The following is a 13,232-nucleotide window of genomic DNA, read 5'->3' on the forward strand; positions in this document are numbered from 1 at the left end:
AGTAGCGGACCTTGACGGTTGCCTCACCGCGCACGCGCCGCTATCGTCGGGACAAACAGGCCGCAAAAGGCCGATGTCCAGGGAGGACGAGGATGCGGAGCGTACGGGCGCTCGCCGCGACGGCGGCGCTATCTTTGCTTGCGTTTTCGAGCGTTGCACTCGCCAGCGAGCCCAAGCAGGGCGGCATTTTGCGGATGTACCACCGCGACAGTCCCGGCAATGCCTCGATCCACGAAGGCGCGACCTACTCGCTCAACGTTCCCTTCATGCCGGTGTTCAACAACCTCGTCATCTACAAGCAGGACGTGGCGCAGAACAGCATGGACACCATCGTGCCCGAGCTCGCCGAGAGCTGGGCCTGGGTCAACGACAACAAGACGCTGACCTTCAAGCTACGCCAGGGCGTGAAGTGGCACGACGGCAAGCCGTTCACCTCGGCGGACGTCAAATGCACCTTCGACATGCTGATGGGCAAGTCGCAGCAGAAGTTCCGGCAGAACCCGCGCAAGAGCTGGTACGAACAGGTCAACGACGTCTCCACCAACGGCGATCTCGAGGTCTCCTTCAATCTGAAGCGGCCACAGCCTTCGCTGCTGGCGCTGCTCGCCTCGGGCTACACGCCGGTCTATCCCTGCCACGTCTCGCCCGGCGACATGCGCACGCACCCGATCGGCACCGGGCCGTTCAAGTTCGTCGAGTTCAAGGCCAATGAATCGATCAAGCTGACCCGCAATCCCGACTATTGGCGCAAGGGCCGGCCCTATCTCGACGGCATCGAGTTCACCATCATCCCGAACCGCTCCACCGCGATCCTCGCGTTCGTCGCCGGCAAGTTCGACATGACCTTCCCGACCGAGGTGAGCATCCCGCTGCTCAAGGACGTCAAATCGCAGGCGCCGAACGCGGTCTGCGTGGTCGAGCCCAACAATGTCGCCACCAACATCATCGTCAATTCGTCCGCGCCGCCGTTCGACAATATCGACATCCGTCGCGCCATGGCGCTGTCGCTCGACCGAAAGGCCTTCATCTCGATCTTGTTCGAGGGCCAGGGTGACATCGGCGGCACCCTGCTGCCGCCGCCGAATGGGCTGTGGGGGATGCCGAAGGAGATGCTCGAGACCATTCCGGGCTACGGCCCCGACATCAACGCCAACCGTGAGGAAGCGAAAAAGCTGATGCAGAAGGCCGGCTATGGGCCGGATAAGCATCTCGCCGTCAAGGTCTCGACCCGCAACATTCCGGTCTACCGCGATCCTGCGGTGATTCTGATCGATCAGCTCAAGAGTATCTATATCGACGGCGAGCTCGACGTGGTCGAGACCGCAAACTGGTTCCCGAAGATCGCGCGGAAGGATTACATGCTCGGGCTCAATTTGACCGGCAATGCCGTCGACGACCCCGACCAGTCCTTCTACGAGAACTATTCCTGCGGCTCCGAGCGCAACTACACCAATTACTGCAACAAGGAGATCGAAAAGCTGTTCGACGTGCAGTCCCAGGAGACCGACATTAACAAGCGCAAGAAGCTGGTGTGGGACATCGACAAGAAGCTGCAGGAGGACGTCGCCCGCCCGATCATCTTCCACGCACGTACCGGCAGCTGCTGGCAACCTTACGTCAAGGGCGTGACGGTGATGTCGAACAGCTCCTACAATGGCTATCGCTACGAGGACGTCTGGATGGACAAGTAGCGCGGGCGGCTGACGGGTTCGACGGGAGGCGATGCATGTTTGCCTATCTGGTGCGGCGCCTGTTGCTGATGCTCCTGACCCTGTTCGGGATCTCGATCGTCATCTTCTTCCTGCTGCGCATCGTCCCCGGGAATATCGTCGACATCCTGTTCGCCGCCGCGGGCTATGTGGACCCCGCCGACAAGGCCAATCTGGAGAAGGAGCTCGGCATCGACCAGCCGCTGGTGGTGCAATATTGGCACTGGATCAGCGGCTTCCTGCGCGGCGATTTTGGCTACTCCTACGTCTCCGAGAAGCCGGCGCTCCAGGAGATCCTGCCACGGATCCCGATCACCGCACGGCTCGCGGGCCTGGCGCTGTTGTTCTCGACCTCGATCGGCATCCCCCTTGGCGTGATCAGCGCGGTGAAGCAGGGAACGAGGCTCGACTACGCATTGCGTGTGGTGAGCCTCAGCGGATTGTCGCTGCCTTCGTTCTGGCTTGGCCTGCTCATCCTCACCGCCTCGGTGGCGATGTTCAACCAGATGCCGATCTTCAACCCGAATCCAGCGACTTGGCTGGAAGCGTTTGCGACCTATGCCGTGCCCGCCGCAGCCGTCGGCTTCCGCAGCGCGGCACTGACCATGCGCATCACGCGATCCTCGATGCTGGAGGTGCTGCGGCAGGACTATATCCGCACCGCGCGTGCCAAGGGCGCATCGGACGCCGCTGTGAACTATCAGCATGCGCTGAAGAATGCGATTCTGCCCGTCATCACCGTGATTGGCATCGAAGCGGCGTTCCTGATCGGCGGCCTCATCGTGACGGAGACGGTGTTCAACATCCCCGGCGTCGCGCGCTTCCTGGTCGAGGCGATTCGCTGGCGCGATTATCCGATCGTGCAGAACCTGGTGATGCTGATTGCCATCGTCGTGGTGAGCGCGAATTTCATCGTGGACATGCTGTACGCGGTGTTCGACCCGCGTATCCGGTACACGGATTAGGAGAACCTGTTGGCTGCGATCGACTATGACGTTGAACTGAGGCGCGCCGGGGCGCACGCGACCGTCGGCTGGCGGCGCGTGCTGTTTTTGGCGCAGCGGCATGTGCTGGGCGCGGCCGGGCTCGTCATCATGACCCTGTTCGTGTTCACCGCGATCTTCGCCGACTTCATCGCGCGTTACGATCCGCTGACGATCGATGCCGCTCGGGCACTGGCGCGTCCAAGCCTGGCACACTGGATGGGCACGGATTCCTTCGGCCGCGATGTCTTCAGCCGCATCATTCATGGCGCGCGGATCTCGCTCGCGGTCGGCATCGGCTCGACGGCGCTCGGCGGCAGCATCGGCGTGATCGTCGGCCTCACCTCCGGCTATCTCTCCGGCTGGGTCGATCTCGTGTTCCAGCGCGTCTCCGATGTCCTCCAGGCGCTGCCGCTGCTGGTGCTGGCCCTGATCATGACCGCGGCGCTTGGGCCGTCCTTGCCGAACGTCATCATTGCGATCGCCATTCCGCTGATCCCGACCGTCTCGCGCGTCATCCGCGCCAACACGCTGGCGCTGCGCGAGCTGCCATTCATCGAGGCCGCCAAGTCGATCGGCATGAGCGAGGTACGCATTGCGCTCCGTCACGTGCTGCCGAATACGCTGGCGCCGCTGATCGTGCTTGCGACGGCCCAGCTCGGCTCGACTATCCTCACGGAAGCCTCGCTCTCCTTCCTCGGCCTCGGCATTCCCGAGCCGTACCCGTCGTGGGGGCGCATGCTCTCTGAATCCGCCGCCGAATATGTCCGCACGGCGCCATGGCTGGTGATCTTCCCGGGCATCGCCATCAGCCTCGCGGTGTTCGGCGCCAATCTGTTCGGTGACGCCTTGCGCGACATCCTCGATCCCCGGCAGCGCGGCTGATGGCTGAGAACTCCGATCTCGTGATCGAGGTGAAGAACCTGAAGACGGTGTTCTTCACCAACTCCGGTCTGTTCAAGGCCGTCGATGATGTTTCCTTCACGGTGAAGCGCGGCGAGACGCTGGCGATCGTCGGCGAATCCGGCTGCGGCAAGAGCGTCACTGCACTATCGCTGATGCGGCTGGTGCCGGATCCACCCGGCCGCATCGTCGGCGGCTCCGTCACGCTCGAAGGCACCGACCTTCTGACGCTGGACGAAGCAGAGATGCGTGCCGTCAGGGGCAACCGCATCTCGATGATCTTCCAGGAGCCGATGACCTCGCTCAATCCGGTGATGCGGATCGGCGACCAGATCGTCGAGACCGTGCGGCTGCACCGGAACATGTCGAGCAAAGAGGCCCGGGGCATCGCAATCGAGATGCTGCGCCTGGTGCGCATCCCCGAGCCGGCTCGGCGCGCGCGGGAATATCCGCATCAGCTGTCCGGCGGCATGCGCCAGCGCGCCATGATCGCGATGGCGCTGGCGTGCCGGCCGGTGCTGCTGATCGCGGACGAGCCCACGACCGCGCTCGACGTCACCATCCAGGCGCAGATTCTGGCGCTGATCCTAGACCTTCAGAAAGAGCTCGGCACCGGGCTCGTGCTGATCACGCATGATCTCGGCGTCGTCGCGCAGACCGCGCAACGCGTCATCGTGATGTATGCGGGACGCAAGGTCGAGGAAGCGAGCGTCGAGGCGCTGTTCGCCGCGCCAAAGCACCCCTACACGCGCGGATTGATGGCATCGATCCCGGCGGTGCCGGCGCCCGGCGTTGCCGCGCCGGCACGGTTGAACGAAATTCCCGGCACCGTGCCGTCGCTGGTGGGGCTGCCCAAAGGTTGCGCGTTCGCGCCACGCTGCAAGCTCGCGATCAAGCGCTGCGAGGCCGAATATCCGCCGCTCATCGATTGGGGCGGCGGCCATCTCGCGGCCTGCTGGCGCGCAGCCGAAGTGGCGGAGGTGGCATGACCGACGCACTGCTCGAAGTCACCGAACTCAAGAAGCACTATCCGGTGCGCGCCGGCGTGTTGCGCCGACAAATCGGCACAGTGCATGCGGTCGACGGCGTCTCGTTTTCGGTTGGGGTCGGGGAGACGCTGGGCCTTGTCGGCGAATCCGGCTGCGGCAAGTCGACGGTGGCGCGCAGCGTGCTGCGGCTGGTCGAGCCGACCTCGGGCCAGATTCGCCTCGAAGGCGAGGACATCACGCATCTCTCCAAGTCCGCGCTGCGGCCACACCGTCGTTCGATGCAGATCGTATTCCAGGATCCTTTCGCCTCGCTCAACCCGCGCATGACTGCCGGAGACATCGTGGGCGAGCCGCTGTTCGTGCACGGGCTCGCGACCGGCAAAGCGCTGGAGGCACGTACCGCACAGCTGTTCGAGCAGGTTGGCTTGCGGCCCGACCAGATGCGCAACTTCCCGCATCAATTCTCCGGCGGCCAGCGCCAGCGCATCTGCATCGCCCGCGCGCTGGCGCTCGGGCCCCGCCTGATCGTCTGCGACGAGCCGGTCTCCGCGCTCGATGTCTCGATCCAGGCGCAGGTGATCAATCTCCTGATCGATCTGCAACGGCAGCACGGCTTCTCCTACCTCTTCATCGCGCATGACCTCGCCGTGGTCGCCCATATCAGTCACCGCGTCGCCGTGATGTATCTCGGCCGCATCGTCGAGATCGCGGACAAGGACGAGCTGTTCCGCAATCCGCGCCATCCCTACACGCAGGCCCTGCTCGCCTCGGTACCGGTCGCCAACCCGCTCGCCAAAAAGCTCGTGCCGCTGGTCGACGGCGACGTGCCAAGCCCGGTCAATCCGCCGCCGGGCTGTGCGTTTCACACCCGCTGCCGGTATGCGATGGAGCGATGCAGGACGGAACGACCGGCGTTGGTGGACGCGGGGGACGGGCACCAGGTGGCGTGCTTGCTCAATGGCGGAACGGGGCGGAGCCAGTAGCTCCGCTGTCGTCCCGGCCTTCGCCGGGGCGACGAGTTGAGCTTGCCGCCCTACTCAGCCCCGATCTCCGCCACGATCCGGCCCGTTGTCACCTGCTCGCCCTCGGCGACGTCGATCGCGGCGACGACGCCGTCGATGCCGGCCTTGTGGACATGCTCCATCTTCATCGCTTCCAGCGTCATCACCGGCTGGCCGGCAGTGACGCGGTCGCCCGGCTTGACCAGGACGGCAACGACGCGGCCGTTCATGGCAGCGCGAACCTTGCCGTCTCCGTTGCTTGCGGCCGCCTTCGGCGCGGCGAGGGTGAGATCGGTCGCCGCGAGCGGGATGCCGCGGCGCTGGAGGTGGAGCCGGTCGCCGTCGCGCAGGAATTTGGCACTGTCCATCACGCCGTCATGGCGGAAGCGAATCACGTCGAGATCGAGTTGGTCGATCTCGAACTTGTCTTGCCGGCCGTCCCTGGCAACAATGTAGCTGCCATCGCGCTCGCGCCAGACTTCTAGCTCAAGCGCCTGGCCTGCGATCTCGATTTTCGCCGGCAGCGGGAACGTTGCCGCGAGGCTCCGTCCGCGGCGCCACGACGGTGCCTGGGGGTTCGTGACGTAGAGCAGCAGGCCGGCCAAGGCCATGTCGAATGCGGCGTCCGCGCGCGGCGCCAGCAGCTCGTCGCGATGGGCACCAATGAACGCCGTGGTCGCCTCGCCTTTGGCGAAGCCGGGATGACGCAGGCATGACATCAGGAAAGTCTGATTGGTAGTCACACCAAATCCGGTCAGTTGCTCCAGGCCGACGATCAGCCGCCCCCTCGCCTCCTCGCGGGTCGCGCCATGGCCGATCACCTTCGCGATCATGGAATCGTAGAACGGCGGAATCTCGGAGCCCGATTGCAGCGCATGTTCGACGCGGATGCCATCCGGCACCTGCCAGCGCGCCATGCGCCCGGACTGCGGCATGAAATCCTGCGCGGCGTCCTCCGAGCACAGCCGCACCTCGATGGCGTGGCCTGTGAAGCGAATGTCCTGCTGCTTGAGCGGCAGCGACTCGCCGCGCGCGACGCGCAGCTGCAATTCGACGAGATCGAGCCCGGTGATGGCCTCGGTGACGGGATGCTCGACCTGGAGACGCGTATTCATCTCCATGAAGTAGAATCCGCCGCTCGCATCGAGCAGAAATTCGAGCGTGCCGGCGCCCTCGTAACGCAACGCCTTCACCGCGGCGACCGCGACCTCGCCCATCTTCGCACGCAGGTCGGGCGTGACTGCGGTCGACGGCGCCTCCTCGATTAGTTTCTGGTGCCGCCGCTGCACCGAGCAGTCGCGCTCGCCAAGATGGATGGCGTTGCCATGGCTGTCGCCGAACACCTGAATTTCGATGTGACGGGGATTCTGGATGGCGCGTTCGAGGATCACCGTGGGATCGCCAAACGCCGCCTTCGCCTCGGACCGCGCGCTACGCAGTGCCTCGGGGAACGAATTGGCATCCGCAACGAGCCGCATCCCGCGTCCACCGCCGCCGGCGACCGCCTTGATCATCACGGGAAAGCCGATCTCTCTCGCCTCCGCGAGCATGACTTCATCGCCCTGATCGGCGCCCTGATAGCCGGGCACGACGGGCACGCCGGCCTTTTTCATGATCTCCTTGGCACCGGCCTTGTTGCCCATTGTCTCGATCGCCTGCGGCGACGGGCCGATGAAGACGAGGCCGGCATCCTTGCAGGCTTGCGCAAACTCCTCGTTCTCGGCGAGGAAGCCATAGCCGGGATGAACGGCATCCGCGCCGCTGGCCTTTGCGGCCGCTATGATCGCGGCGATGTTGAGATAGGACTGCGCCGGCAGCGCTTCGCCGACTCGCACGGCCTGGTCGGCCTGTTGCACATGAAGCGCATCCCTATCCGCATCCGAATAGACCGCGACGACGCCGAGGCCGAGCTTCCGCGCGCTGCGCATCACCCGCAGTGCGATCTCGCCGCGATTGGCGATCAGGACCTTGAAGAACGGCCGGTGCTGCACTGATCCGTTCCTCATGGGCGGGCCACCGAGAATTGCATGCGCTGTGGGCTCCGCGCGTCACCTTCACGACAGATCGCGAGCACTTCGGACAGCACCGCGCGGGTGTCGCGCGGATCGATCACGCCGTCGTCGAGCACGCGCGCGCTGGTCGAGAACACGTCCATCTGGCCGTCGAACACGCCGACGATCTGCGCCTTCATGCCATCGAGCTTTTCTTTTTCGACCGGCTTGCCGCGACGCGCGGCTGCGGCTTCGGTGACGATCGCCATGGTCTCGGCGGCCTGCTCACCGCCCATCACGGCAGTCTTGGCGTTGGGCCAGGAGAAGCAGAAGCGCGGATGGAAGCCGCGCCCGCACATGCCGTAATTGCCGGCGCCGAACGAGGCGCCGCAATAGATGGTGATCTGCGGCACTGTCGCCGACGTCACCGCCTGGATCATCTTGGAGCCATGCTTGATCATGCCGGCTTCTTCGTAAGCTTTGCCGACCATGTAGCCGGTGGTGTTGTTCAGATAGAGCAGCGGCGTTCGGGTTTGGCAGCACGCCTGGATGAAATGCGTCGCCTTGTTGGCACCGGCCGGATCGAGCGGACCGTTGTTGGTGATGATGCCGATGGTCTGGCCCTCGATGCGGGCATGGCCGCAGACGGTGGCCGGGCCGTAGTTCGGCGCCATCTCGGTGAAGTCGGAATCATCGACGATACGTGCGATCACCTGCTTCATGTCCACGGAGCGCTTGTGGTCCATCGGCATAATGCCGAGCAGTTCGTCTTGATCGTAGCGCGGCGGCTTATATTCCGCGCTCGCCCTGCCCGGCCGTTCCCATTCCAGCGCCGCCATGATCTCGCGCGCGATGCGCAGGGCGTCGCGGTCATCCTCGGCGAGGTAGTCGCCAAGTCCCGACACCTGCGTGTGCATCTCGGCGCCGCCAAGCTCCTCTTCGGTCGCGATCTCGCCGGTGGCGGCCTTCAGCAGCGGCGGCCCGGCGAGGAAGGCGCGGGTGCGGCCACGGACCATGACGATGTAGTCGGACAGGCCGGTCTGATAGGCGCCGCCGGCGGTCGAGGAGCCATGGGTTACGGTCACGACGGGCAGGCCCGCTGCGGAGAGTCGCGCGAGATTGCGGAAGATGTTGCCGCCGCGGACAAAGTCTTCGACGCGGTAGCGCAGGAGATTGGCGCCGGCGCTTTCGACCAGCTGGACGTAAGGCAGCTTGTTCTCCAGCGCGAGCTCCTGCACGCGTATCGTCTTGTCGAGGCCGTAGGGCTGAAGCGCGCCGGCATCGATGCCGGAATCGTTGGCGCTGACCATGCAACGGATGCCCGAGACGAAACCGATGCCGGCGATGACGCCGCCGCCGGGGACGCTCTTGTCCGGATCAGATACGTCGAACATGTAGCCGGCGAGCGTGGACAGCTCGATGAAGGGCGCGCCGGGATCGAGCACCAGCGCGACGCGCTCGCGCGGCAACAGCTGGCCGCGCTTGTGGAAGCGGTCTTTCGCCGCGGCTGATGCCGCACGCGTGCGCTCTTCCAGCGCGCGCATGCGGTCGATCAGGCCAAGCATGCCGTCGCGGTTGGCGCGATAGGCGGCACTGCCGGGAGAAATCGTGTTTTCGAGAATGGACATAACTCAATCCTGCTCGTCATTGCGAGGAGCAAAGCGACGAAGCAATCCAGGCGCATCCATGGAAAGATTCTGGATTGCTTCGCTTCGCTCGCAATGACGGTTGAGGCGATAATTTACCTATTCGTCCCAAAAATCTTTCGCGCTTCCGCCGGGCTCGCGATCTCGCGGCCGGCACGGCGGGCGCAGGCGGCGATGGCGTCGATCAGCTGGCCGTTCGACGTTACCTTCTTGCCGTCGGCGAGATAGAAGGCATCTTCGAGACCGGTGCGCAGATGACCGCCGAGCTCCGCACAGCGCTGGTGCAGCGGCCAGATTTCTTCGCGGCCTATCGCGGTGACCTGAAATTGCGCCTCGGGACGCTTCAGCTTGATCAGGATCGGCAGCAGATCGGGATCCGACGGCATGCCGGAGGCGACGCCCATCACAAAGTTATACTCGAGCGGGCCCTTGTACATGCCGACCTGGCGGTACATGCCGACGCAGCGGACGATGCCGACGTCAAAACATTCGAATTCGGGGATGGTACCGACCGCGTTCATGACGTCGAGATAGTCCTTCACCTTCTCGACCGCATTGTCGAACATCATCGGCGGCCAGGCCCAGCTGTTGTCGGCCTTCACCTTCAGGTAATTTAGCGAGCCGGCATTGCAGGCCGCGATCTCCGGCCTGGTCTCGCGGATACAATCCAGCGCACCGTTGTAGTTCGGCCCGGAGACGCCGGAGGTGTGATTGATGATCACGCCAGGGCAGGCTTCGCGAATCGCCTGCTGGATCTCCTTGCTGACGCTGACCTCCCAGGACGGCAGATGCCCCTTGTCCGGCGCCTGCTGACGCAGATGGATGTGCATGATGGACGCGCCGGCATCGAACGCAGCCTTGGCCTCGCGCGCCATCTGCTCGGGCGTGACAGGCACGTTGTGCTGCTTCGGGTCGGTGAGCACGCCGTTCAGCGCGCAGGTGATGACGGCCTTGTCGCTCATGCCTTGAATGTCTCGCACGTTGATAATTCAACGTTTGCGATCATGTGATGGGCGGCAGGCGGCTTCTTGCGCGGAGAAGCTGGAAAAAGGCGATAAACCGTAGGGTGGGCAAAGGCGCTCTTGCGCCCTTCCCACCATCTCTCAATACCTCGCGAAGATGGTGGGCACGCTTTCGCTTTGCCCACCCTACGAGACGACGCTAGCTCGCCTCCGCCAGCCTCACGGTCTCGCTGCTGCGATAGATCGCGAGATCGCGCGAGCCGACGAAGATCGCGCGCGGCTTCAGGCCGTAGAAGCGGCGGATCGAGTGGCTGAAATGGGTGGAGTCGGGATAGCCGATGTCCTGCGCGAGATGGGCGAGGTTGAGGTCCTGGTTGGCGAAGTGCAGCAGGTGACGCGCCCGCTTCCAGGCGCGGAAGGAGCGGAACGAGATGCCGGTCTCTTCCTTGAACAGATGCAGGAAGCGCGAAGCGGAAAGTCCGGCCTCCGCCGCGCATGTGTCCGCCGTCACGGGTTCGCCCGTGAAGCGGCCGATACGGGCGACCGCACGCGTCACGCGGGGGTCGAGCACGCGGCGCGGCAGCGCCTCGCCAAAACACATCTGGTCGAATTCGGCGGTGGTGATGTCGCCGTAGCGACGCTGGCGCAGCAGCGTGTAGGCGGCGAGGATCTTGCGGGCATAGACGGCCCTGTCGGGTCCGGTGAGCCGCTCGGCCAGGACCTCGATCACGCCATCGGGCATGCTCTCCGGCTCCAGCGTCACGCTGATCGCGGTGCGGTAGTCGCTCGCAATGGAATGCCGCTGGTTCGGTAGGGTAACGAACAGCTCGCCGGTGGCGAGCGCATCATCGATCGTCAGATGCAGACTGCCCTTCACCGCGACATAGACATGGCAGCAGCCGGGCGTCCGCTTGCGGGGGCGGCCGAGCAGGCCGGCATAGAATACCCGCTCCGGCGTGATCAGCATCAAATGGTCGGATTCGCGACCGTTATCTTCCATTGGGATCCTCCTCGCGCGGCTCTTTGGCCGCTGCGGACGGAGGTCACCTTAGCGGAAATCTGGGCGCTGTCACGGCGGGATAGCGCTATCATGAAGCGCAAAACAGCGGCAGTCCCGACGACCCGGAACTCCCGGCAACATGGCCGTCCCGGCTTTCGCCAGAACGACAATCAGGCCCTCACCCTTGGCGCCACGTTCTGCTCGACGCCGGCCTGTTGCTCCGCAGCAACCGCGCGCTTGAAACCATCCCGTTGCTGCAAGCGTGCCCAATAGGCTGCGACATTTGGCCCAAAATCCTTGGCAAGCCCGATAGTATCGGCGAGGCGGAGCGCGTAACCGATCACGATGTCGGCGGCAGTGAAGCGGCCCGCGCACAAGGCCTCGGTATTTGCGGTGGCTGCCTCGACGGCGCGCAGGCGGCCCAAAAACCATTTGGCATAGTCGCCGGCGACCTGCGGATTGCGGCGCTCTTCCGGCTCGAGCTGGGTGTATCGGAGCACCAGCGTCTGCGGGAAGGTTAACGTGGCGTCGCTGAAATACATCCAGTTCACGAACGCGCCATAGGCGGGATCTTCGGGTCCGACCATCAGTGGCGTCGGTCCATGCTTGATGCCGAGATAGTGGCAGATGCCGGAGGACTCGGTCATTTTCGTCTCGCCGTCGACCATGAAGGGAATCGTGCCCAGCGGATTGAGCGCGAGATACTCCTTGGCGAAGACCCGCGGCGGGAACGGCAGCATCTTGAGCTCGTAGGGCAGCCCCATCTCCTCCAGCATCCAGAGCGGACGGAATGAGCGCGCGGCGTCGCAGTGATAGAGCGTGATCATCAGGAACTTCCTTTGCTGCCGGGCAGCGTCCCCATCATCTTGCACAGGACCATCAGCATGACCTCGTCGGCGCCGCCGCCGATCGATGTCAGACGGCTGTCGCGATAGGCACGGCTGACCGGCGTCTCGTTGGTAAAGCCCATTCCACCCCAATATTGCAAGCAGGCGTCGGTAAGCTCGCGGCCGAGTCGCCCGGCCTTCAGCTTGGCCATGGTCGCAAGTTTCGTGACATCCTCGCCCGCCACAAGCGCCTCTCCGGCACGGTAGATCAGCGCGCGCAACAGCTCGACCTCGGTCTGCATCTCCGCGAGCTTGAAATGAACGACCTGGTTGTCGAGGATCGACTTCCCAAAGGCCTTGCGATTGCGGGTGTATTCGATGGTCTCGTTGATAATGTATTCATGCGCCTTCAGGCAGGCGGCCGCACCCCAGAGCCGCTCCTCCTGGAACTGGATCATCTGGTAGGTAAAGCCCTTGCCCTCCTCGCCGATCCGGTTGCGCTTGGGCACGCGGACATTGTCGAAGAAGATCTGCGCGGTGTCGGAGGAACGCATGCCCATCTTGTCGAGCTTGCGCGCGACCGTGACGCCCTTGGTCTTCATGGGCACACAGATCAGCGATTTGTTGCGGTGAACGGACCCGTCGCCCGTATTGGCGAGCAGACAGATCCAGTCGGCCTGGGTGCCGTTGGTGATCCACATCTTGCCACCATCGATGACGTAATCGTCGCCGTCCCCGCGCGCATTGGTCTTGATCGAGGCCACGTCAGAACCCGCGCCGGGCTCCGAGACGCCAATGCAGGCCACATAGTCGCCAGAGATCGAGGGCGCCAGGAATTCGCGCCGCACTTCATCGGAGCCGAACCGCGCCAGCGCAGGAGTCGCCATGTCGGTCTGCACCCCGATCGCCATCGGCACGCCGCCGCAATTGATCGCGCCGAGTTCCTCCGCCATCATCAGCGCATAGGAATAGTCGAGGCCGGAGCCGCCGAATTCGACCGGCTTGTTCAGCCCGAGAAAGCCGAGCCTGCCCATCTTCCTGAACAGCTCGTGCGCCGGGAAGATGTCGGCCTTCTCCCATTCATCGACATGCGGATTGATCTCGTTGGCAATGAATTTTTGCAAGGAACGGCGGATCTCGTCGTGGTCGGCGGTGAACAGCATCTTGTTAGCCCAGTTCTTGGTATCTCTGAGGTGCTCGTCATGGCCGGGCTCGTCCCGG

11 protein-coding genes are annotated in these 13,232 nt (G+C 64.2%); 5 read left to right on the forward strand and 6 right to left on the reverse strand.

Annotation, left to right across the window (positions count from 1 at the left end; all coding sequences use genetic code 11):
• Window positions 1-92: 92 nt before the first annotated feature.
• From IVB07_RS36875 to IVB07_RS36895, 5 genes are read left to right on the forward strand one after another with little or no spacing between them, the layout of a single operon-like run.
• Window positions 93-1,691, forward strand: coding sequence for an ABC transporter substrate-binding protein (locus IVB07_RS36875; protein WP_085361917.1), 1,599 nt, complete (start codon window positions 93-95; stop codon window positions 1,689-1,691).
• A 35-nt stretch (window positions 1,692-1,726) separates the two neighbouring features.
• The gene (locus tag IVB07_RS36880) at window positions 1,727-2,674 is read left to right on the forward strand and encodes an ABC transporter permease (RefSeq protein ID WP_018455967.1); all 948 of its coding nucleotides are present in this window, start codon (window positions 1,727-1,729) and stop codon (window positions 2,672-2,674) included.
• 9 nt (window positions 2,675-2,683) lie between these two features.
• Window positions 2,684-3,577 carry an ABC transporter permease gene (locus IVB07_RS36885; protein ID WP_018455966.1) on the forward strand — a complete coding sequence of 298 codons (894 nt, stop codon included), beginning with the start codon at window positions 2,684-2,686 and terminating at the stop codon, window positions 3,575-3,577.
• A complete protein-coding gene (locus tag IVB07_RS36890; RefSeq protein ID WP_018455965.1) occupies window positions 3,577-4,584 on the forward strand; it encodes an ABC transporter ATP-binding protein in 1,008 nt (335 codons plus the stop codon). Before IVB07_RS36885 ends, IVB07_RS36890 begins: the two co-directional genes overlap by 1 nt.
• On the forward strand, window positions 4,581-5,567 hold the full coding sequence (locus IVB07_RS36895) for a dipeptide ABC transporter ATP-binding protein (RefSeq protein ID WP_018455964.1): 987 nt from the start codon (window positions 4,581-4,583) through the stop codon (window positions 5,565-5,567). Before IVB07_RS36890 ends, IVB07_RS36895 begins: the two co-directional genes overlap by 4 nt.
• 50 nt (window positions 5,568-5,617) lie before the next feature.
• On the opposite strand, the gene IVB07_RS36900 is transcribed toward IVB07_RS36895, so the two are convergent.
• The 6 genes from IVB07_RS36900 to IVB07_RS36925 all read right to left on the reverse strand — a co-directional run bounded on the left by IVB07_RS36900 (window position 5,618) and on the right by IVB07_RS36925 (window position 13,174).
• Entirely contained in the window at window positions 5,618-7,591 is a 1,974-nt protein-coding gene (locus IVB07_RS36900; RefSeq protein ID WP_018455963.1) for an acetyl-CoA carboxylase biotin carboxylase subunit, read from the reverse strand.
• Window positions 7,588-9,204 carry a carboxyl transferase domain-containing protein gene (locus tag IVB07_RS36905; RefSeq protein ID WP_018455962.1) on the reverse strand — a complete coding sequence of 539 codons (1,617 nt, stop codon included), beginning with the start codon at window positions 9,202-9,204 and terminating at the stop codon, window positions 7,588-7,590. The genes IVB07_RS36900 and IVB07_RS36905 overlap by 4 nt, the downstream gene beginning before the upstream one ends.
• Before the next feature lie 113 nt (window positions 9,205-9,317).
• On the reverse strand, window positions 9,318-10,184 hold the full coding sequence (locus IVB07_RS36910) for a 3-keto-5-aminohexanoate cleavage protein (protein ID WP_018455961.1): 867 nt from the start codon (window positions 10,182-10,184) through the stop codon (window positions 9,318-9,320).
• A 199-nt stretch (window positions 10,185-10,383) separates the two neighbouring features.
• Window positions 10,384-11,184, reverse strand: a complete 801-nt coding sequence (locus IVB07_RS36915; RefSeq protein ID WP_018455960.1) for an AraC family transcriptional regulator — start codon at window positions 11,182-11,184, stop codon at window positions 10,384-10,386.
• Between the two features lie 170 nt (window positions 11,185-11,354).
• Window positions 11,355-12,011, reverse strand: a complete 657-nt coding sequence (locus IVB07_RS36920) for a glutathione S-transferase family protein (protein ID WP_018455959.1) — start codon at window positions 12,009-12,011, stop codon at window positions 11,355-11,357.
• On the reverse strand, window positions 12,011-13,174 hold the full coding sequence (locus IVB07_RS36925; RefSeq protein WP_247295935.1) for an acyl-CoA dehydrogenase family protein: 1,164 nt from the start codon (window positions 13,172-13,174) through the stop codon (window positions 12,011-12,013). The genes IVB07_RS36920 and IVB07_RS36925 overlap by 1 nt, the downstream gene beginning before the upstream one ends.
• Window positions 13,175-13,232 lie beyond the last annotated feature (58 nt).

Origin of the sequence: Bradyrhizobium sp. 172 (genome assembly GCF_023101065.1) — a bacterium.
In the GTDB taxonomy this organism is placed as follows: Bacteria; Pseudomonadota; Alphaproteobacteria; order Rhizobiales; family Xanthobacteraceae; genus Bradyrhizobium; species Bradyrhizobium canariense_D.

Excerpts from the sequence above, each read along its gene's own strand:
- IVB07_RS36875 (WP_085361917.1), top strand. The coding sequence starts at position 93 with ATGCGGAGCGTACGGGCGCTCGCCGCGACGGCGGCGCTATCTTTGCTT.
- IVB07_RS36880 (WP_018455967.1), top strand. The coding sequence starts at position 1,727 with ATGTTTGCCTATCTGGTGCGGCGCCTGTTGCTGATGCTCCTGACCCTG.
- IVB07_RS36890 (WP_018455965.1), top strand. The coding sequence starts at position 3,577 with ATGGCTGAGAACTCCGATCTCGTGATCGAGGTGAAGAACCTGAAGACG.
- IVB07_RS36895 (WP_018455964.1), top strand. The coding sequence starts at position 4,581 with ATGACCGACGCACTGCTCGAAGTCACCGAACTCAAGAAGCACTATCCG.
- IVB07_RS36900 (WP_018455963.1), bottom strand. The coding sequence starts at position 7,591 with ATGAGGAACGGATCAGTGCAGCACCGGCCGTTCTTCAAGGTCCTGATC.
- IVB07_RS36905 (WP_018455962.1), bottom strand. The coding sequence starts at position 9,204 with ATGTCCATTCTCGAAAACACGATTTCTCCCGGCAGTGCCGCCTATCGC.
- IVB07_RS36910 (WP_018455961.1), bottom strand. The coding sequence starts at position 10,184 with ATGAGCGACAAGGCCGTCATCACCTGCGCGCTGAACGGCGTGCTCACC.
- IVB07_RS36915 (WP_018455960.1), bottom strand. The coding sequence starts at position 11,184 with ATGGAAGATAACGGTCGCGAATCCGACCATTTGATGCTGATCACGCCG.
- IVB07_RS36920 (WP_018455959.1), bottom strand. The coding sequence starts at position 12,011 with ATGATCACGCTCTATCACTGCGACGCCGCGCGCTCATTCCGTCCGCTC.
- IVB07_RS36925 (WP_247295935.1), bottom strand. The coding sequence starts at position 13,174 with ATGCTGTTCACCGCCGACCACGACGAGATCCGCCGTTCCTTGCAAAAA.